The sequence below is a fragment of the Maribacter spongiae genome (genome assembly GCF_047345125.1).
In the GTDB taxonomy this organism is placed as follows: domain Bacteria; phylum Bacteroidota; class Bacteroidia; order Flavobacteriales; family Flavobacteriaceae; genus Maribacter.
The window spans coordinates 315,892-337,192 of sequence record NZ_JBLFEQ010000001.1; the positions used below are offsets into that span (position 1 = coordinate 315,892).

The following is a 21,301-nucleotide window of genomic DNA, read 5'->3' on the forward strand; positions in this document are numbered from 1 at the left end:
AAGCCTTAAATTGGGAGTCCCATAATTATTCAATATGAAAAAAATAGGACTCCTTTTTTTAAGCCTTATCCAATTTTCCTGTACCGGGGAAGCACAGAAAAAAATAAATGGGGTAAGTGTTGTAGCTTCTAGGGAAAAGATTGCTCAAAATCATGTGGATGAGGTCATTAAGGTATATGCCAATAGCGCAGCGATTATGCCCTTTGGATTTATAAGGGATATTAATTCTCCCCAAATTATTTTTGATACGGACCGCCAATGGTTCGGGGAGACCAAAAGAGGGGCCAAACAATATATAAAGCTGTTGAAAAAAAACGGTATTGCCGTAATGCTCAAACCCCAGATATGGGTCTGGAGAGGGGAGTTTACGGGAACGATCGTAATGAATTCCGAAGCAGAATGGAAACAATTGGAAGAAACATATGACAAGTTCATATTGACCTATGCCGCATTGGCGGAAGAAACTAAAATCCCTGTACTGTGTATAGGTACGGAATTGGAAAAGTTTGTGGAAAATAGACCGGAATATTGGAAAGACCTGATACAGCGTATCAGAACGATCTATAAGGGGAAATTGACCTATGCGGCCAATTGGGATGAATATAAGCGGACTCCATTTTGGGGCGAATTGGATTATATAGGAATCGATGCTTATTTTCCCTTGTCGGAATCGACCATGCCATCAGTGGAAGAATTGAAAGAGGGTTGGAAACCGTGGAAGGAGAAAATAGCCGAAATATCAAAAACGAATAACAAACCGGTACTTTTTACCGAATTTGGTTACCGAAGCATGGATTATACGGCAAAAAAGCCATGGTTGGTGGATAGGAATGATGAAAATGTAAACCTAAAAGCCCAGGCAAATGCTACTAAGGCCATTTTTGAAACCTTTTGGAACGAAACCTGGTTTGCCGGAGGCTACGTTTGGAAATGGTTTATACAACATGAAAAATCCGGCGGGGAAAATGACAACAGGTTTACACCGCAGAATAAACCGGCACAACAGATTATTGTAGACCATTATAAAATGTACGAACATTGAAAAAAGTACTGGTTTTTGCGGGGATGATCCTTTTTGGATGTTCCAATGATCTGGAAGAGAGGAATACGTTAGCGTCTTTTGTTTTCGGCAAAGAGGTTGTTTTAGACAATGTAATTGCCTGTGCGGCCAGTAACGAGAACGATAATTTGGTCAGCGTTTTTTTATACCCCAGGGAAGGTGCTACCAATATACGATATTATGAAGCGAACAACGGCAATAGCGACAAAAACGATTTTGATGGATATTCCTTGGTAGAAGCCCCTTTATTGGACGTTTTTAACGGATTTTTGAAAAAGTTTGAAGTAGCCATAACCACGGAAAAATGGGTAATCGTAAGTTTTGAAGAAGATGGGAAAGTGCATGTGTCCAACCCCATTCGCATTAAAGACCAAAGCAAACCTACGGAATACCTTTCCACGAATGTAGCCATAACATCCAATACGACCACTCCGGTTTTCAGGTGGGAGGATGGGTTGTACGATGACACCAAAATATACTTTCAGGTAGTAACGGATGCCGATAATAATTTGATATCGGGCACTTATACTTTTGACAGGACATTTCAATTTTATGAATTGGACAACGTGGTATTGAACATTACCCCGGGCATTCCTTCAGGATTAAATTCCAACGAGAGGTACGGATTTACACTTTTGGCGGTGAGTGAAGATAATTGGGTCAATCTATTTTCAGCACTTGATTTTAGTCCCGATTAAAGTTAATGGCGTTTTTGTGATACATTCGTTATCCGTATATCTTATTTTTGACTATTAAATCATGGTAAATGACCTCAAGAATTCTCTTCTTATTTGTGATTGTATTACAGAGTTCATTGTCCTTGGCCCAGGAAGGTACCGTGGTCGATATTAAAATACAGGGTACAAAAAGAACAAAACCATCCTTCATTAAAAAAATAGTGGAACTGAAACCGGACATGCTCCTGGACTCCACCCTTATGGAGCGGGATATGACCCGGTTAAAAAGGCTCCCTTCGGTGGCACATGCCTATTATCAGGTCTTTCCATCCAAGGATGGCGGACATAATGTCTTTTATAATATAGAAGAAAACTTTACTTTAATACCCTTTGCCAATCTTTTTAGTTCTTCCAATGATGATTTTGCTTTTCGGGTCGGCCTGCAGGAATTTAATCTTTTGGGCAGGAACATAACATTGGGCGGTTTTTATCAATATGATATTTTCAACTCCTACGGCCTAAGCATACAGGCTCCCTATTTATTCTCCAGCAAATTGGGACTGGCCATAAATTATCATGATATTACAACACAAGAGCCTGTTTTTTTAGATGAGGGCGAAGCGGATTACCGTTATAATAATGAAGCCGTGGAGGTCTTGGGGCTTTATGAAATAAACTTTAAGAACAGAATTGCTCTGGGAACCAGCTTTTTTACGGAAGATTATAGCTATTTGTTCGGAGCCACTAATCCTAATGTACCCCAGGCGTTAAAAGTAGATAAACACCTTTTTAAACTTATTTATAATTTTGATGGCATAAATTATTTTTATCAATACCTATCCGGTTTCAGAAGTTCTTTGAACCTGCAATATGTGGGAAGTTCGGATGCGAACCTTCCGGACTTTTGGATCGGCTTTAATGATTTTGCCTATTTTTTTCGGGTAGGGGAAAGGGGCAATTGGGCGAGCAGGCTCCGCTTGGGCTTGGCCAGCAACGTAGATACCCCTTTTGCGCCCTTTACCGTTGACAATAACCTGAATATTAGGGGTGTAGGAAATATTATCGATCGGGGCACGGGAGCCATTATTCTTAATACGGAGTATAGGCATACGCTTATTGATAAGGATTGGTTTGTTTTGCAGAGTAATGTTTTTATAGACGGTGGTTCTTGGCGAAATCCGGGAGGTGATTTTGGGGATTTTGGTGACAATCAGAATATTAGGATCTATCCCGGTGTTGGGTTGCGATTTATTCATAAACGTATTTTTAATGCTATTTTTAGAATAGATTATGGTTACGGCATTACAAAAGACGGAGATCGAGGAATTGTTTTTGGTATCGGACAATATTTTTAAGCATCTTTGTAGGCATAAATAGATTTTTATGACTACACGGTTGGGATTCTTTGCGCTTGTTTTTCTTCTCCTTTCCCCTAAGTTTTTATGTAGTCAAGATTCACTTTCCACAACGGTGGCGCAGCAGGGAGACGGTATATTTTCCATTTTGCGAAAATCGGGTATAGATCCTATTAAATATTATGGGGAATTCTTGAAATTGAATCCTGAAAATATCCGTAATGCCAGCGAATTGATCGTCGGTAAAACATATATTTTGCCAGATGCCCCCGATTCGTTTAAAAAAATGGGGATACGCATTAATATAGATACCGGAAAGGAACACCCCATCTTTGATCGGGAACTTAATAAAATGGTGCTGAAGGACAGTACGCTACAAAACACGGTTTATTATTTAATCCATTTTAAGAACCCTACCGTGGAAACCCCAAAGAAGGAAGGGGATCGGAATTTGGTTAAAATGGCAAGGGAACTGCTTTTAAAAGGGGCCAGGGCCTATATTTTGGAAGACGGTTTGGAAACAATACCGTTGGAAGCTCAAAAAAAATACAGGTTGGGAGAATTTGCGACCATCATCAATAAAAAATACTTAACGCATAATGGTGCATACCAACGTGTTTTGGTCATTCAAGATCAAAATATGAACAATAAGAATTATACATTGTCCGTCCGCCATTACGAACAAAGCAAAGAGGGGGAAAAGTTGGCCGCAAACCTGCGGGAGATACTCACTAAGAATACGTTGGGCAAAAGGAGTGCAAAAAATAACGGTGTTCCGTTTAAAGATGAAGCAAGTATCTTTTTTGCCAGAAACATTTTACCGCCGGTCACTACCATTGCTATTAATGATATTTCTGAAATTACCAAAAGTGACATTCGTATGAAAACCAGTAAAGAAAGGTTGCCGTTAATGATTACAAAAGGGATACTTCTGGACTATTCCAAATTGGATTTTGAAGATCGATGATTACATTTTTTAAAGGAATATTCGGCACGAATTTTGTTTTTTGATTTCTGCAATGCCAAAATTTTTCACACATATAATCCTTGTCCTTTTTTCAAGTCTTGGTCTTTTGGCACAAGATTCGCTACGTACGGTTACCGCTGAAAAAGGGGACGGGATATTATCTTTATTGCGCAGGCAAGGGGTAAATCCCTATGAATATTATGACCTGTTTATTTCTTTAAATCTTGATAACCTCAGGGATAGCGTCCATCTCTATGAAGGAAAACCATATCTGGTGCCAAGGATAGAACGGCATACCGTTTCCATTGTGGATTCCATTCAAGAACAGCCTAAGGAAATAAAGGAAATTGAGCGTAAGACCTTTCCCATTTTCGGAGAAGATCACGAAGCTGTGTATGCTAAAAGTAAGCGTTTAAAGGGTGCGGTATACTATTTGGTATCCGGACACGGTGGGCCGGATCCAGGAGCCATGGCGCATTATGCGGGAGCTTCATTGGCCGAGGATGAGTATGCCTATGACATTACGTTACGGTTGGCAAAAGAGCTTTTGGCACATGGAGCCATGGTCTATATCATTATTAGGGACGAGGACGATGGAATACGGGACGAGCGTATTTTAGAAATTGATAGGGACGAAGTAGCGTATCCGGACAAGGCCATTCCCCTGAACCAAATACGACGTTTAAGGCAGCGTGTAGAAATCGTAAACGGACTATACAAAAAAAATAAGGGAAAATATCAACGTCTTATCGTGACCCATATAGACAGCAGAAAGGTAGGGCAGAACATAGATGTCTTCTTTTATCATCATGAAAAAAGTAAAAACGGGAAAAAATTAGCGGAAAGTATACATACGACCTTTAGGGAAAAATACAAAAAGTACCAACCCAATAGAACTTATACGGGAACTTTTCAGGATCGTACAGACCTGTATTTGGTAAGGAAGACCCATCCTGCCATGACGTATATCGAGATCGGGAATATCCAGAACAAAAAAGATCAAAAGCGAATTTTGGAACCGGACAATAGGCAAGCTATGGCCAAATGGATATCCGAAGGGGTCCTTTTGGACTACGAAGAATTGGAGTAAGACCGCACGGCAATATGCTTAAGATAATATTGATGCAAATCGTCAGGAGCCGCACCTAAATAATGCTTTAAATGAATCATCCCAAAATGGCACTGTAATGGTATCGTCCCCCTTTCTTCATACCTACGGGCCGAGGTCTTGACATGCCTGGGCAAAACTTTAAACGGGCCTAATTTGTACAGTCTGTTGATGAATTCATTGTCCTCGTACACTATATAGTCCTCGTTAAACCCTCCTGATTTTTCAAACAACCGCTTGGTCAAAAAAAGTGATTGATCCCCTCCGCGGCAGAGTTTGTGGTTTACACGGCTAAACCAGGCAAAAAACCTTAAAAAAAGACTGTTACTATCAAATTTCATTTTAAAACAGCCCATATGGTTTCCCTCCAATACGCCTTGAATAATATTCTCATCAAAATTTCGGGGAGGCAGGGTATCTACATGCAAAAAATAAAGAATTTCCCCTTGTGCATATTTGGCCCCAAGATTTAATTGTTTTGCCCTTCCCTTTTCGGAATGCAAGACAGATACACCGGTATCAAGTACTACATTAACGGTATTGTCCGTACTGCCCCCATCCACAATTAGAATCTCTTGTATATTTTGAGGCGAACTGTTTATCTTTAGGTATTGAATGATTTTACCAATATAATCGGCCTCGTTCAGCACCGGAATTATGATACTTATTTTAGGGCTATTTAATTTCATTAAGGCTCCAATCATATTTTAAATAATCGATATCCGCTTTTGGACTTATGTTAATTTGAGTGTACGGATTTATATAATCTATTAGTGAACCATTTTCCGTGAAGTCTTTTTTGTACCATTTGAAAATATTGGACAATTGAAGCGCATCTCCTGTAATCTTATTTCTTTTTGTATCGTTTATAAAATCTTTTGTAGCCTTTTGTAACTGAGCTTCTAGCGTATGGGCTGTATAAGCTTCGTTCAATAATTTTGGACAGGAATAGGAAGCGCAATTAATGGCAAAATGAATCCGGGGCTCGTTCATTTTTCTGAGTACCTTGTGTTCTATAGCACCAAGCGAGTATTTTTTTGAACCGATGGAGACGCGGTCTTTGCCCCAGGGGCTGCTAATATCCTTGATACTACTCAAAGGGTGGTTCTCCAATATTAAAAGGACCGTTGCCGCATTGTATAAATTAATGTAATAGGCCAAACCGGTTTTCTTGGACCAACTATTGACAGGTTCGTTAGCGGACAGGTAATCCAAATAATCCTGAAGTGCCTTTTTATCTTTTTTAAAACCTGAATAATCAACGTCTCCATCGGTATCCACGTATTTTCCCAATAAAGTATTCCAGGGAGAATGATCTATGTTCCCCGCATGTTCATAACCTTTAAATTCAGATTCCGGTAAGTCACCGTTTCTAAGAAGAAAATAGAGACCTAGGATCAATGAGAATGAAATTGCCGTTATTTTTACCATAATAGTTAAACGCATTAATAAGCTATTGTAATCCAATGAGTAGGTCGGTATTGGAAAAGCTTACAACTTTAAAATTCCTTTTAGTACAATTTGTTGGTATTATAGGGATTTTATGAGTTCCTTGAACAAGGTTACCATTTTAGGTTCGGTCGTTCCGGCAATGGCTATGATTTCCGCAATGTTAACCGGTTCCAAATTGTCCGGATCGCACTCGTCCGTCAACACGGAAACAGCTATGACGGGCAACCCTAAATGATTTGCTACAATAACCTCGGGAACCGTGCTCATACCTACGGCATCCGCACCAAGAATTTTTAGCATTCGGTATTCCGCTTTCGTTTCCAGCTGGGGCCCTACTACCGAGGCATAAACCCCTTTTTGGAGGGATATATCATATTTTTTGGCAATTTGTATTAGCTTTTGACGCATATCCGGATTATAGGGTTCGGACATATCGGCAAAGCGTTCGCCAAAATCGGCCACATTTTTAAAGGCCAAAGGAGAGCCACCCTGAAGATTAAGATGATCTTCGATCAACATCATATCCCCTTTTTTAAAATTTAGATTTATGGCTCCCGCCGCATTGGATATAAAAAGCCTTTTTATCCCGAGCATATGCATAACCCGGATAGGATAGGTAATGTCCAGAAAATCATAGCCTTCGTACAAATGGAACCGTCCCTGCATGACGACCACTTTTTTATCCGCAATGGAACCAAAGATCAACTTTCCCGTATGAAATTCTACCGTGGCCAATGGAAAAAACGGAATATTATTGTAATGTGCTTCTACGGGATTTTTGATTTCATGTACCAATTTGCCAAGTCCCGTGCCAAGGACAATACCAATTTCGGGTTTGTCAAATCCCTTATTTGTTAGATAACTTACGGATTCTTGGAGCTGTTTTTCTGTCATTCTACATATGTTTTAAAAAAGGATCAAAGATTACATTATCCTTAATGTCCTCATAATGGTCAATATCGTTTCGCTCCTCTAAGAGCTTATATTTTTCATGTTGTAAATCGTTCAGGGTACTTTCAAGAACGGTTTCATTGCCCCAGTCCTTATTTTTAAAAAGCACCGTTTTCAGTTTTTTCATTCCCAAGAGGTAATATCCGCCATCCTGTGCCGGGCCCACTACAAAATCGTTTTGATCCAGGGCCTCGAAAGCGTTTTCCAAATCATTGAGGGTCAAATCGAATATATCACTCCCTATAATGATAATTTTTTCAAAACCCCGTTCAAAGCCATCCCAAAAGGCATTTTCCATACGTTCCCCAAGATCGGCTCCTTGTTGTAGGCGTTTTTCAAACCTTGCGTTGTCCCAAATATCATTTTCCCAAATCTCTTTCGAATAATAAACTACTTTTTTGGCATACAGGTCTGCGGTTATTTTAACAGTATGGTCCAGAAGGAATTTATAAACTTCCAAGGCTGCGGAATCACCAATTGTGGCCCCTAAGCGTGTCTTGCACTTTCCAAGTTCCGGGTTGCGGGTAAAGATTAAGAGTAAGCTGTCTTTTTTTTTGTTCAATAGTTTATATTTTAATGTGCGATGCCTTTTTGCGCATTGGTCAAGGTAGCACTTCAATACTTACCAAAAATATGTACTTTTTCGTTCTAATTTATATACTATCGTAAATAGGTCCACCTTCTTTTTTCTTTTGTAATTTAATGAGTGGTTTTCAGACCAATAGTACTTAAAAACATAATAATCTAAGAACATCAAAATGAAAATCGGAATTAACGGAATGGGTCGTATTGGACGTGCTGCTTTAAAAGTGATCAATGAAACCCCCGGGCTTGAAGTAGTAGCGGTGAATGATATCGTTTCCATAGAAAACACGGCATATTTATTAAAATATGATACCGTTTACGGGGTTTATGAAAAAGAGGTTTCCCATGAAGCGGACACCTTAAACGTAGATGGGCGGAAAATTCATTATTCTTCCCATAGAAACCCAGAAGATCTGCCGTGGGCAGCGTACAATGTAGATCTGGTGATCGAGAGTACAGGGGTTTTTACTACGGGCGAAGATGCGGAGAGACATGTAAGTGCAGGGGCAAAAACGGTGATTATTTCCGCTCCTACCAAAAGTGTAGATACACCAACAATAGTACATGGGGTAAATAATCAGGATGGGAATACCAGTGTTTTTTCTTGTGCCAGTTGCACTACGAACAATATTAGTCCGGTCGTTGAGATTTTAGGGCGTAGGGTGGGGATCAAGAAAGCGATCATGACTACTGTGCATGCCTATACGGCTTCCCAGGGCATGGTAGATGCACCTTCAAAAAAGAACTTTAGAATGGGCCGGGCAGGTGCCCAGAACCTGATACCGACCACAACGGGGGCAGCGATTGCCACGACCAAAGCCATGCCGGAATATGCAGGGAAATTTGATGGTGTTGCCATACGGGTTCCCGTTCCAGTGGGATCCATATCCGATTTGACCTTTGTGACGGAAAGGTCGGTTACACCTGAGGAGGTAAATCAAATTCTTGAAGAAGAAGCCCAAACGGAACGTTATGCGAAAGTTTTGGACACTACCCATGAACCCATAGTCTCTTCGGATATCATCAAAAGTCCGTATGCCTCAACAGTAGATTTGGCAATGACCCGAGTGGTAGATGGTGATTTATTAAAGGTAATGACCTGGTATGATAACGAATGGGGGTTTACCAATCAAATGATACGGCAGATTCTCGAAATAAAAGGATAAAACCGGTTCACGTAAAAACAAGGGCTTTATATATTTTTATGAAGCCCTTTTTAGTATCATTTGTATTTGGAAAAATGAGAAACCGTTGGGCATAAAGGCTTTGACGATTTCCTAAAAAGCCCAGGGTTTATAGTCTTTAAAAAATATAATGATAAATGTTATTGATAAGCAGGCATACGGAAAAAGCGATCATTGCATACCAAAAAATATAGCCCATTTTTTCTTCTAAAGTGTTCATCGTAAAATGTATTTGTTCTTGGTTGAGATTTTTGATTTATTTTTCTAAAGTACTGAAAACGAATACTTAAAAGTTTTATATTTTCATTAATTGTAGAAAAAAAGATGTAAATGGTGAAAATTGCCTTGTGGATGGCATAAGGAAGGAAAAAAATGGAACACAATAATGTGACTTGAAAGGACTATTGTTTCTTGTAGCCTATTTGTTTTTTCTCGGATGTTGTCTGGTATCAAATACCCTTGTTATATAAATCTTGGTTTTGCCCTCTCTGTAGGTGATTTTACAACCTTCGCAAAATATCTTTCGATATTCCCTTTTCAAGTGGTTAAAGGTTTCATCTACTGAACCTATATTTTTAAAATTATATTCAAGGTTTTCTAAAATCTATGGGGCATCGACAATGATATGTGTAGATGTCTTCCTGCAAATCTTCATGGAAGTGTGTTTTCAACCAAGCCGTTATGCACTTGCTCGTATTTAGTTCACGCTTACGAACCTTGTATTGTTACCAAAATTGGTAAAGGGCATGACGGTTTCTTTTTTGGTTTGAATAACGGAAAGAATATATTATCCAGTATTCCCCGAACGCTTCGGTTTTTAAATTCTAAAAGCAAGAAGATAAAGCCGCATGGGCCAAATAAGATTAACTTTCAATTATTGTAAAAGAGCATTTTGTATTTTAGAAGAGATATTTCAATTTTGCCCATGTGGAAGAAAAGGCTATACTATTTTTTAATATGGAGTGTAATTACTTCCTGCAATATCAAAACGACCCATATGAACAAGATACTTGTCGTAAAGGAAATTGAATATGAAGGACTTGCAGACCTTCAAAAGGTCTCTCAACTGTTGGACGAGCAAGTGGAAACCCATAGTATAGAGAAAATAAATTGGAAAAATTTCCCATATAAACCTCAAGTGCATTTTAAGATGGCCCATAACAACAATCAGATATGGCTAAAATATATTGTGGAAGAAGAGACTGTTTTGGCCGAAAAAACACGGACGAACCAATTAGTTTCCATGGACAGTTGTGTTGAATTCTTTTTTGACCCATTGGGAGACGGAAACTACTACAATTTTGAATTCAATTGCATCGGCACGACCCTTTTGGCCTATGGCCCTCAAAGAAAAGAACGTGAATATATTACTCCAAAAACCATAGAACACCTTGTAAAGGTAGGGTCGTCTTTGGGGAAAAATTCTTTTGTTGAAAAGAAGGGGGGGCACAAATGGGAGGTCACTATTGTTCTTCCGGTTGAAATCCTTGCACATGACCCGGGAATTAAGTTGAAAGGGCTAAAATCCAGGGCCAATTTTTATAAATGCGGTGACGCTACTTCTACACCGCATTATTTGAGTTGGAATCCAATAGATACGAAAAAGCCGGATTTTCATCGTCCCGAATTCTTCGGTGAACTGATATTTGAATAATCTTAGGATTCACCATCCCTGATCGGAATAAAAAACATCGTAAGGCTCAACTTTCAACAATTGATTTGATCGATCGATAAGGATTATAAATTGCCCTGATGGGTTAAATACCGTTGAACAGCTACCTTAAGCTACTCTTCTGTCTAAATCTTTTGTTTTTAGAGAGTTAAGGTTATAGATTTAGTAAAACCGATCTATGCTGTCCGAATAAATGCCCGGAAGCATAAAATTAATATCAAAAGTGCTTCGGATTTTTTTGATGTCATTTATCAATTTCTGAAGTCATATAAGTAGTAAAGCCTAACATATTGATTAACAGTAATATGAATTGAGGAGTTTTCAAGCCGATCCTATATTTGGAAATTTCGAGACGCTTATTTGACAAAAATCATGGAAGACCAACTGAGCCACGCAACAAATTATGAAATAGTGTTCATGAATTTTGTGTCCTGTGCAAAGTCGATCACATTCTCCTTGATGTTAATCGTTTGTTTTGTCCAATGCGTAAGGGAAAGTGAGCCGCCCAACGGAGGGCTTTTTCTTCCGGACGGTTTTGAAGCTGTAGTTGTAGTGGACAGTACGGAGGGAAAAGTGAGGCACATTGCCGTTTCCGAAGATGGATACCTGTATGCAAAACTTAGAAATTCAAATTCGGAAGGATCAATAACGGTTTTTCAGGATGCAAACGGAGATGGCGGGGCGGATAAGATAAAGCGTTTCGGATCTTATGGAACCAACCAGAGATTGGGTTACGCTACGGCCATACGCATTTACAACGGATACCTCTATTTTAGTTCGGAACTGGTGGTGTATCGGTATAAATTAAAGCCCGGAACCTTGGTGCCCGAAGGCGAGATGGAAATAGTGTTTACGGACGATCACCCCCATGGCAAGCATGAACATATTGGAAAGCCCTTGGCTTTTGATGATGAGGGACATATGTATATACCTTTTGGTGCACCCTCCAATGCCTGTCAAAGTCCTAAAAGAATACCGGGTGCCTCTGGTTTGGATCCGTGTCCAGAATTGGAGGATCATGGGGGGATATGGCGATTTGATGCCAATAAATTGGGTCAGACCCAAAAAGATGGCTATAAATATGCCACGGGCATTAGAAGTGTGGTGGCCATGGACTGGAACCCAGCAGATAATAACTTATATGTGGTAATGCATGGCAGGGACGATCTGTTGCGATTGTTCCCCAATATATATGACCCGTGGAAAAGTGCCCTTCTTCCATCGGAGGAATTTATTAAAGTAACCGAAGGTTCCAATTTTGGCTGGCCCTATTGTTATTATGATCAGATACAGGAGAAAAAAGTATTGGCCCCTGAATATGGTGGAGATGGTGAAATTGTAGGACGATGTGATCAATTTGATGACCCTATCGTTGGGTTCCCCGGGCATTGGGCTCCGAACGATTTGGTTTTTTATGATGGGGACGCATTTCCAGAGCATTATAAGAATGGTGCTTTTATAGCGTTCCATGGTTCCACCAATAGGGCTCCCTATCCCCAATCGGGATATTTTGTTGGTTTTGTTCCCTTTAAAGATGGCAAACCCTCCGGTGATTGGGAGGTATTTGTGGATGGTTTTGCAGCGGTGGATCCCTTGGAAAGTGTTAATGATGCTGTATACCGCCCTATGGGAATCGCCTTTGGTCCAAATGGGGCCATGTACATTTCGGATTCCGTAAAAGGTAAAATATGGAAAGTTACCTATATCGGGGATAAGGATGCATTTGGCGTGGAACAATTGGCCGAGATGGAAAAAAGAAAAGAACTCTCCCACATCCGTACACCGGATAAGATCAAGGACAATTTGATGCAGGACAATATTTCCGGCGGAGCAAAAACCTATTATACCTACTGTAGTGCATGCCATCAAAAAGATGGAGGTGGGGCTATCGGAAGATTTCCCCCTGTGGCAAATACCGATTGGGTAACGGGAGACAAGGAAAGATTAATAAAAATAGTTCTTGAAGGAATGGAAGGTAGTATAGAGGTGCATGGGGAAACGTACAATGGGGTTATGCCCCAACATGGTTTTCTGTCAGATAAAGAGATTGCCGAAGTGCTGACCTATATACGTTCAAATTTTAATAATAGGGCAAGTGCGATTGAGGTGGAAGAAGTGGAAAAAATCAGGAAAGACTTATAAATTGTACATTAGTGATTGCAACAAGCTGATAATCAATAGTATAATCAAAAGAACAATGGAGCTTTACTCAAATTTAATTGCCCGATAAAACCAAAAAATATGAAAATAAAAATGTACAATACTCTCATAGTTGTTTTGACCTTGCTTATGGGGAACCGGATTTCTGCCCAGGATTATGATTTGTTGCTTAATGATGGGCATGTAATAGATGCCAAAAACGGAATTGACAAAGTCATGGATGTGGCCATTAGTGATGGGAAAATAGTGAAGGTAGATACCCGAATCTCAGAGCAAAAGGCAAAAAAAGTAATCCATGCCAAAGGGTTTTATGTGATTCCGGGCCTATTGGACATCCACAGTCATAATTTTCATGGCACGGAACCCGATGCCTATTTGAGCAATAGTGACACGGCGTTGCCGCCCGATGGGTTTTCGTTCCGTAGCGGTGTAACCACAATTGTGGATGCAGGTGGTGCAGGGTGGAGAAACTTCAGGCAGTTTAAGGAACAGACCATCGATCGTTCCAAAACAAGAGTGTTGTCTTTTTTAAATATCGTGGGATCAGGGATGAAAGGTGGTGCCATCGAACAAAATTTGGCCGATATGGACCCCAAACTAACCGCCATGGTCGCAAAGCAATACCCAGGAGTTGTCGTTGGAGTGAAACTGGCCCATTATCATGGTTTTGATTGGACACCTACGGAGCGTGCCGTTGAAGCAGGGGAATTGGCCGATATTCCGGTTATGATAGATTTTGGGGGCAGCGATCCAGAACTGTCGATCGAGACACTGTTCATGGAAAAACTACGGCCGGGGGATATTTTTACCCATGCCTATGCCCATGTAAATGGGCGGATGCCGATTGTGGACGAGAAAGGAAAAATAAGGGATTTTGTTTTTGATGCCCAGAAAAGGGGGGTGATTTTTGATGTGGGCCATGGTGGAGGCAGCTTTTTGTTCGAACAGGCCATTCCTGCCATGAAACAAGGGTTTAAACCCAATTCCATAAGTACCGATCTACATACTGGGAGCATGAACGGGGGAATGAAGGATATTATTAACGTGATGTCCAAATTCATCAATATGGATATGCCCTTGGATGAGGTTATTGCGAGTTCCACTTGGCATCCTGCCAAAATCATTAAAAGAGAAGATTTGGGACATTTATCCGAAGGGGCAGTGGCCGATGTTGCCATCCTGAATCTTAGAAAAGGGGATTTTGGCTTTATCGATACCAAAGGAAAAAAAATGAAGGGCGACCAAAAACTGGAATGCGAATTGACCATTCGTGAGGGAAAAGTGGTGTGGGACCTTAATGGGATGGCCAGTTCCCTATGGAACGAATAATCCGAATAAACTATCCTATAGAATTACGTATAAGCAACACCGATAACCAATGAAGAAACAATACCGAATTTTATTAATTGCCTCGCTAATTTGTTTAACGATAACACTCATCATGTTGATTTTGGGGTATGGGGAGCAAACGGGTCTGGCCATCATATGTTTCCTTCTTTTATTGGCATTGGCGATCCGAGGTCATAAAAAATTTAAGGGTTTCTCCTTTACCGTATTGGTGTTTGCGGCCGTAAGTGTTTCCATGTTCTATCCTTCCTATTTTACCAGTATTGGCGAATTTCAGTTGAAATCGTTGATAGTTCCCCTATTGCAATTGATCATGTTCGGAATGGGAACGGCCATGAGTATAAAGGATTTTGCCGGTGTAGTAAAAATGCCCAAAGGCGTGTTGGTCGGGCTGGTTTGCCAGTTTACCATTATGCCCATCTTGGGGTTTGCCATTGCAAGTTTATTTGGGTTTCCAGCAGAAATTGCGGCAGGAGTGGTATTGATCGGATCTTCTCCAAGCGGATTGGCCTCTAATGTAATGGCCTATTTGGCCAAGGCCAATTTAGCATTGTCCGTTACGCTAACAGCGGTCTCTACGGTATTGGCACCCTTAATGACCCCGTTGCTCATGGAAACGTTCGCAGGTCAGTTTGTTCCCATAGATTTCTGGGGGATGATGCTCAGTATTGTAAAAATAGTGATCCTGCCCATTATCGCTGGCCTATTGTTCAACTATTTTTTTCATGGTAAGGCCAAGTGGTTGGACAAAGCCATGCCCGTAATATCCATAGCAGGTATTGCATTGATCATCGCCATAATTACAGCGGCGGGCAGGGATAGTTTGCTCACCATCGGGCTTTTCCTTGTCCTGGCAGCGATCATTCACAACATAGCCGGATATTTCTTAGGGTATTGGTCCTGTCGAGCCTTAAAAATGAAAGAACAGGATTGCCGTACCATTGCATTGGAAGTAGGTATGCAAAACGGAGGATTGGCCTCTGGAATTGCCCTGGAAATGGGTAAAGTGGCTACCATAGGATTGGCACCGGCAGTCTTCGGCCCGTGGATGAACATTTCAGGTTCTTCCCTAGCGACATGGTGGCGGGACAAAGATTCTGAAAAAAACATTGATGAATCCAAAGAAACGTAAACGTCAGATGAACACAATCAAATTTTTAAAAATGAAATCAATTTATAGATCACTATTTTCCATGGGCATTTTACTACTTGCTTTTGGAAACACTACGGCCCAAACCTTGACCAAAGAACAAATGGTGTTCCTTACTCCACAATGGACCGGGGAACGATTTGATGATGGCAGGCCAAAAGTAGCCGATGATGTTCTGGCACGGATGAAAAAGGTCACTATAGAAGAGGCATGGGGCGTATTGCGGAATGAAGGGTACCACAACCAGTTTGAAAGCGGTTGGCAACCCTTGCATGATAATGTGCCTATTGTAGGTCGTGCGCTTACCGTGCAATACATGCCCAACCGACCTGACGTATCGGATCAAATAAAGAAAAAAGGCAAAGCCGATGGACGTATAGGAAATACCAATTCTTGGCCCATAGACATGTTGGTAGAAGGGGATGTTTATGTGGCGGATGCCTTTGGAAAAATTGTGAACGGTACATTGATCGGGGATAATTTAGGAAACTCCATCTATGCCAAATCAAAAAATGGTGTCGTATTTAATGCATCCAGTCGAGATATGGAAGGGCTGTCCGAAATTGAAGGATTCAATGCCTTTGTACGGGGGTGGGATCCATCCTATCTTACGGAAGTGATGTTGCTCAGCATCAATACACCTATACGTATGGGTGTGGCTACAGTACTTCCCGGTGATATTGTATTGGCCAAAAAAGAGGGAGTTATGTTCATTCCGGCCCATCTGGCCGAAAAAGTAGTGGTGACCTCGGAAGTGGTCCGGCTTCGGGATTTATTTGGAATCGGTCGGTTGAAAGAAGGCAAATACACCCCGGGACAAATAGACAGCAAATGGACCGAGGAAATAGAAAAGGACTTCTCCCAATGGCTAAAAGATCATATAGATGAACTCCCGGTTCCGAAAGAACAGGTCAGGGAACTATTGAAAAAGCGAATGTGGTAAAAACTCAATGTAAGAAGACAAAAAACAAACATAAATTAAAGAAGTATAAAAATGGAAAAAACAGATAGAAGGTCGGTATTTAAAAAAATGGGAATGGGTCTTGCGGCTTTATTGGGCATTGGTACGGTAAAGGTTATGGCCAAGGATGCTAAACCCAAAAAAGAAGTAGTGGGCGAAATTGTACAGGATAAAAAATTGCCGTTGTTTTCAGGAGCGGTAAAGCATGGGAACACCCTATATATAGCTGGAAAAGGAGCCCATTTTAAAGGGGATATCAAATCGCATACGGATCATGTACTTAAAGAGGTAGAAAAAGAATTGGTGAAGAATGGCTCTTCCATGGAAAAGGTACTTAAAGTAAATGTATATCTGCATGACTTGGAAGATTATCACGGAATGAACGAAGTATATAGGGGGCGTTTTGGAGAGCATCCTCCGGTCCGGACCACCGTGGCCGTTTATGGTGGGGTTCCCGGAAATTCGTTGGTGGAGATTGATTGTATCGCCGCTTTGGACTAAACTGAAAACAAAAATCACAAGATATGCTTACTAGAAGAAAACTATTAAAGACCCTTTCCGGCCTGCCCGTTATTGGAGGATTGGTAGGAACAGGCTTGCTTACCCCGCAGATGATGCATGCAGCGGTAGAAACACCTGTATCCCGTAATTTTTTTAAGGAATTGGGTTTACGGACATTTATCAATGCGGCGGGGACCTATACTTCGATGACGGGCTCCTTAATGCCCAAGGAAGTATTGTCCGCCATTACTTTTGGAGCCACGGAGTACGTGGATCTAGATGACCTGCACGATCGCGTTGGGGAGCGCATTGCACAGTTACTGGAATGTGAATATGCTACGGTGACCTCGGGGGCATTCGGGGCAATGTCCATAGGTACCGCCGGGGTACTTAGTGGAATGGACGAGGAAATCGTGGCCAGACTACCGGATTCAACTGGGATTAAAAATGAGATTATCCTTCAGGAAGCCCATAATATTGGATATTCAAAGGCATTGACCAATGTTGGGGCAAAATTGGTCTGGGTAAAAACGGCGAAGGAGTTGGAGAAAGCCATCAACAAGAATACGGCTATGCTATGGTTTCTAAACGCCAATACAGAGGAAGGTGAGATTAAAAGAGAAGAATTTGTGGCTTTGGGTAAAAAACACAAAATCCCAACTTTTATCGATTGTGCTGCCGATGTACCACCGGTTGAAAATTTGTTCAAATTCACTAAAATGGGATTTGATCTTGTTGCGTTTTCAGGAGGAAAGGGAATTCGGGGACCACAAAGCGCTGGTCTTTTATTGGGCAAACGCAAATACATAAAAGCGGCAAGATTGCACACTCCGCCAAGGGGAACTACGATTGGTAGGGGCATGAAAGTGAATAAGGAGGAGGTATTGGGGATGTTGGTAGCCCTGGAAACCTATTTGCAGAAAGATCACGATGCGGAATGGAAACTATGGGAAAGCCAGATAAAATTGATCAGTGATAGTGCTTTGTCCGTAAAAGGCGTGGAAACGGATATCCATGTACCACCGCATGCCAATCACGTACCTTCCCTAAAGATCAAATGGGATGAAAACGTGGTAAAAATTACTGCCGAGGCAGCAAGAAAGAAATTGAAGGAAGGCCATCCGTCCATTGCTACCGTGGGAGATAAGGATACCATAGGGATTACAACATGGATGATGGTTCCCGGTCAGGAAAGGATTGTTGCCCAAAGGGTTAAGGAAGTATTGGAAAACGCTTAATTTTATACAAACCCTATAAATTTTTGACCATGAAAATCCTATTTCAGGGAATCTTTCTTTTACTATTGGTGGTGTCCTGTGGACTATCACAAGAAAAAAAGCAAGAAGCGACCAAAGACGATGTTATTGAAGAAAAGAACACCTCTGATTACGATCCGGAGGCCAAGCTACAGGAATTAGGGATTGAATTGAGTACCCCCTCCGTTCCCGTGGCCAACTATGTAAATGCCGTGCGTACCGGAAACCTGATTTTTTTGGCCGGAAAGGGCCCCTTGCAATCCAATGGGGAAAATATCACCGGCAAAGTAGGTGAAGATTTGACCATTGAAGAAGGGTACTATGCCGCCAGGGTAACCGCCATCAACCAGTTATCCGTGCTTAAAGCTGAACTTGGTGATTTGAACAAGGTAAAGCGTATTGTAAAAGTGCTGGGCATGGTAAATGCCGCTTCGGATTTTACCGATCATCCAAAAGTGATCAATGGGTATTCGGATTTAATGGTGCAGGTTTTTGGGAAAAAGGGAAAACATGCCCGTGCTGCGGTAGGTATGGGATCACTGCCTGGTAATATTGCCGTGGAGATTGAAATGATCGTAGAGGTGGAATAGCTTTTTCCAAAACTCTATAAAACAAAAAATCCGCAACTCACCAATAAATAGTTTGTTACGGATTTTTCTTGTGGTACCTCCAGGAATCGAACCAGGGACACACGGATTTTCAGTCCGTTGCTCTACCAACTGAGCTAAGGTACCCTATTTTTTAAACCTCTTTTTTACAAAATAGGCCGCTTAACGAATACGTATGATGGAATTGTATAAGCGGGTGCAAATATAATTTCAAATTTAGGATATACAAACTAAATCATAAAAAAAGCATTTTGTTTTGGACATTTTATGATCTTTGTAAAATGAACCTGATAATCGATGCGGGTAATTCTCGGATAAAACTGGCCGTTTTTCAAAAAAATGTCATCCTTGATGACAGGGTCATAGATTTGAATGGTTTTCGGGAAGGGATTAAATCCATTTTTGAAAGCTATCCTAAAATAAACTGCGCCATAGTGTCCAGTGTGGGCCTTTTGACCAAGGCGCATGTGGATATGGTACGTCTTTATTGCAAAGTACATGAATTATCGCATGCCTCTAAAATCCCATTTAAAAATTCTTATACTTCGCCACAAACATTGGGTGTTGACCGTATTGCCCTGGTTACGGCGTTATATTACCAAAGGGCCCATAGCAATAATCTTGTTATAGATGCCGGTAGTTGCATTACGTATGATATCATCAATGATTTTGACGAGTATTTGGGGGGGGCTATTTCACCCGGAGTCCAAATGAGATATACGGCAATGAACCAACAAACTTCTCAACTCCCTTTATTGGAAAAAACAGAGTTGATGGATTATATTGGCAATTCAACCGAGAACTGTATGCACAGCGGTGTAATTAACGGTGTTTGCAATGAAATTGACGGGGCCATTGCGCAATATAAATCACGTTTTAAAGATTTAACAGTTATTTTAACAGGCGGTGATGCCCAATTTTTGTTAGAACGGCTAAAAAATACCATATTTGCGGATTCCAAATTCCTCCTGAAAGGACTTAATTATTTGTTGGAATACAACAAGCACTAGATGGTCAAAAAACTTGTAATTGTAATAGTATACACATTCACAATAGGATTGTATGCTCAAGATGGAACAGTTTCCCCTTATTCTTTTTTCGGTATTGGCGATTTGAGAAATGCCGGTACGGTAGAAAATAACATGATGGGAGGTATAGCCATTTTTGCCGATAGTACTCATGTGAACCTAAAGAACCCTGCGGCTTATGCCAATTTGGGCGTGCATTATGGAGGTGATTTCGGGGTAACCGTATACACGGCAGGAATTTCCAATAAACAAATCCGATTAAAGAGTTTTTCTAAGGAAGAAAGTAGTTCCGTGACCAATCTGGATTATCTGTCATTGGCGTTTAGTGTAAAAAAGGGCCTTGGAATGGGTTTTGGTATTATGCCCTATTCCTCTGTGGGATATAACCTAAGGGACGAAAGGACTACGGATGGCTCCTCTTTGGTCAATATTTTTTCAGGTGATGGCGGAATCAATAGAGTATATTATACCATTGGATATGAGGTTGCCAAAAATTTAAGCATAGGGGCAACCATCAATTTTAATTATGGAAATCTACAAAGTGAACGTTTGCAGCAAATAGAGGATGTTCAGTTCGGTACTTTTGATAGACGGTTTTCACAGGTAAACGGTTTTGATTTTAATTATGCCCTAAACTACACCCCTACTTTTAAGGATAAATATACACTTCATACATCTGTAAGGATAAATACGCAGGGTAATCTCGTTTCAAAGAATGAACGACGTATCGGTTCTTTTTCAGTGGCTACCGGAAGAAATATTGAAGAGGTAAATGTAAATTTGGATGCCGATAATTTAAGGAATACAGAGTTTAAGATACCCACTACGACCACGTTGGGACTGGGATATGGTCGGGACGGTAAATGGTTTTTAGGTGCGGAATACAGTTTTCAAGGCCTTAGTTCCTTTGAAAATCCGTTTTTGGGTGTAGATAACATAGCTTATAAAGATGCGAGCTCCTATGCTTTGGGTGGATTTTATACGCCGGATTATACTTCTTTTTCGAGCTATTTAAAAAGAATCACCTATCGGGCCGGTGTTCGTTTGGACAAAAGCGGAATGGTGGTCAATGATGTGGATATAAATAACTTTGGCATAACTTTTGGTCTTGGGTTGCCATTGGCCGGGTATTCAAATCTTAATTTGGGTTTTGAACTGGGAAAACGCGGTACCACAAGGGCCAATTTAGTAGAAGAGAACTATTTTAAAATAAATATCGGGCTATCATTGAACGATCAGTGGTTCCGGAAAAGAAAAATAAATTGATAAAAAATTAGTA

Annotated in this window: 20 protein-coding genes and 1 tRNA gene; 16 read left to right on the plus strand and 5 right to left on the minus strand. The window is 40.8% G+C overall.

Features of this window, described 5'->3' with window-relative positions; translation table 11 throughout:
* Positions 1–34 precede the first annotated feature (34 nt).
* The 5 genes from ACKWB9_RS01455 (at position 35) to ACKWB9_RS01475 (ending at position 5,149) form a co-directional block, all read left to right on the plus strand.
* Complete coding sequence (locus ACKWB9_RS01455; protein WP_414001199.1) at positions 35–1,042, plus strand: glycoside hydrolase family 113; 1,008 nt, start codon at positions 35–37, stop codon at positions 1,040–1,042.
* Positions 1,039–1,758, plus strand: a complete 720-nt coding sequence (locus ACKWB9_RS01460) for a hypothetical protein (RefSeq protein WP_414001200.1) — start codon at positions 1,039–1,041, stop codon at positions 1,756–1,758. The genes ACKWB9_RS01455 and ACKWB9_RS01460 overlap by 4 nt, the downstream gene beginning before the upstream one ends.
* Before the next feature lie 68 nt (positions 1,759–1,826).
* Positions 1,827–3,092 carry a POTRA domain-containing protein gene (locus ACKWB9_RS01465; protein ID WP_414001201.1) on the plus strand — a complete coding sequence of 422 codons (1,266 nt, stop codon included), beginning with the start codon at positions 1,827–1,829 and terminating at the stop codon, positions 3,090–3,092.
* A gap of 28 nt (positions 3,093–3,120) precedes the next feature.
* Positions 3,121–4,059, plus strand: coding sequence for a hypothetical protein (locus ACKWB9_RS01470; RefSeq protein WP_414001202.1), 939 nt, complete (start codon positions 3,121–3,123; stop codon positions 4,057–4,059).
* Between the two features lie 52 nt (positions 4,060–4,111).
* On the plus strand, positions 4,112–5,149 hold the full coding sequence (locus ACKWB9_RS01475) for an N-acetylmuramoyl-L-alanine amidase family protein (RefSeq protein ID WP_414001203.1): 1,038 nt from the start codon (positions 4,112–4,114) through the stop codon (positions 5,147–5,149).
* Here ACKWB9_RS01475 and ACKWB9_RS01480 read toward each other — a convergent pair.
* From ACKWB9_RS01480 to ACKWB9_RS01495, 4 genes are all read right to left on the minus strand, one after another.
* The gene (locus ACKWB9_RS01480) at positions 5,131–5,871 is read right to left on the minus strand and encodes a TIGR04283 family arsenosugar biosynthesis glycosyltransferase (RefSeq protein ID WP_414001204.1); all 741 of its coding nucleotides are present in this window, start codon (positions 5,869–5,871) and stop codon (positions 5,131–5,133) included. The genes ACKWB9_RS01475 and ACKWB9_RS01480 overlap by 19 nt on opposite strands.
* Positions 5,843–6,613, minus strand: coding sequence for a DUF547 domain-containing protein (locus ACKWB9_RS01485; protein ID WP_414001205.1), 771 nt, complete (start codon positions 6,611–6,613; stop codon positions 5,843–5,845). Before ACKWB9_RS01485 ends, ACKWB9_RS01480 begins: the two co-directional genes overlap by 29 nt.
* Positions 6,614–6,697: 84 nt before the next feature.
* A complete protein-coding gene (locus tag ACKWB9_RS01490; RefSeq protein ID WP_414001206.1) occupies positions 6,698–7,513 on the minus strand; it encodes a purine-nucleoside phosphorylase in 816 nt (271 codons plus the stop codon).
* A 1-nt stretch (position 7,514) separates the two neighbouring features.
* On the minus strand, positions 7,515–8,132 hold the full coding sequence (locus ACKWB9_RS01495) for a TIGR04282 family arsenosugar biosynthesis glycosyltransferase (RefSeq protein WP_414001207.1): 618 nt from the start codon (positions 8,130–8,132) through the stop codon (positions 7,515–7,517).
* A 196-nt stretch (positions 8,133–8,328) separates the two neighbouring features.
* Here ACKWB9_RS01495 and gap point away from each other — a divergent pair, with 196 nt between their 5' ends.
* The 9 genes from gap to ACKWB9_RS01540 all read left to right on the plus strand — a co-directional run bounded on the left by gap (position 8,329) and on the right by ACKWB9_RS01540 (position 18,976).
* Complete coding sequence (gap, locus tag ACKWB9_RS01500; RefSeq protein WP_414001208.1) at positions 8,329–9,321, plus strand: type I glyceraldehyde-3-phosphate dehydrogenase; 993 nt, start codon at positions 8,329–8,331, stop codon at positions 9,319–9,321.
* A gap of 1,015 nt (positions 9,322–10,336) precedes the next feature.
* On the plus strand, positions 10,337–10,993 hold the full coding sequence (locus ACKWB9_RS01505; RefSeq protein ID WP_414001209.1) for a carbohydrate-binding family 9-like protein: 657 nt from the start codon (positions 10,337–10,339) through the stop codon (positions 10,991–10,993).
* Positions 10,994–11,383: 390 nt separating this feature from the next.
* Positions 11,384–13,153 carry a PQQ-dependent sugar dehydrogenase gene (locus ACKWB9_RS01510; RefSeq protein ID WP_414001210.1) on the plus strand — a complete coding sequence of 590 codons (1,770 nt, stop codon included), beginning with the start codon at positions 11,384–11,386 and terminating at the stop codon, positions 13,151–13,153.
* Between the two features lie 99 nt (positions 13,154–13,252).
* The gene (locus ACKWB9_RS01515; RefSeq protein ID WP_414001211.1) at positions 13,253–14,500 is read left to right on the plus strand and encodes an amidohydrolase/deacetylase family metallohydrolase; all 1,248 of its coding nucleotides are present in this window, start codon (positions 13,253–13,255) and stop codon (positions 14,498–14,500) included.
* Between the two features lie 49 nt (positions 14,501–14,549).
* Complete coding sequence (locus ACKWB9_RS01520) at positions 14,550–15,650, plus strand: bile acid:sodium symporter family protein (protein ID WP_414001212.1); 1,101 nt, start codon at positions 14,550–14,552, stop codon at positions 15,648–15,650.
* A gap of 31 nt (positions 15,651–15,681) precedes the next feature.
* Positions 15,682–16,611, plus strand: a complete 930-nt coding sequence (locus tag ACKWB9_RS01525) for an RraA family protein (protein ID WP_414001213.1) — start codon at positions 15,682–15,684, stop codon at positions 16,609–16,611.
* Between the two features lie 51 nt (positions 16,612–16,662).
* Complete coding sequence (locus ACKWB9_RS01530; protein WP_414001214.1) at positions 16,663–17,130, plus strand: RidA family protein; 468 nt, start codon at positions 16,663–16,665, stop codon at positions 17,128–17,130.
* 23 nt (positions 17,131–17,153) lie between these two features.
* Entirely contained in the window at positions 17,154–18,368 is a 1,215-nt protein-coding gene (locus ACKWB9_RS01535) for an aminotransferase class V-fold PLP-dependent enzyme (protein ID WP_414001215.1), read from the plus strand.
* Positions 18,369–18,397: 29 nt separating this feature from the next.
* Positions 18,398–18,976: a RidA family protein gene (locus ACKWB9_RS01540; RefSeq protein ID WP_414001216.1), complete on the plus strand. Its 579-nt coding sequence runs from the start codon at positions 18,398–18,400 to the stop codon at positions 18,974–18,976.
* Positions 18,977–19,047: 71 nt separating this feature from the next.
* On the opposite strand, the gene ACKWB9_RS01545 is transcribed toward ACKWB9_RS01540, so the two are convergent.
* Positions 19,048–19,120 (minus strand) — tRNA-Phe (locus ACKWB9_RS01545).
* Positions 19,121–19,275: 155 nt separating this feature from the next.
* Between ACKWB9_RS01545 and ACKWB9_RS01550 the strand changes: the two genes are divergently transcribed.
* Positions 19,276–20,004, plus strand: coding sequence for a type III pantothenate kinase (locus tag ACKWB9_RS01550; protein ID WP_414001217.1), 729 nt, complete (start codon positions 19,276–19,278; stop codon positions 20,002–20,004).
* Complete coding sequence (locus ACKWB9_RS01555; RefSeq protein WP_414001218.1) at positions 20,005–21,288, plus strand: hypothetical protein; 1,284 nt, start codon at positions 20,005–20,007, stop codon at positions 21,286–21,288.
* Positions 21,289–21,301: the final 13 nt, after the last annotated feature.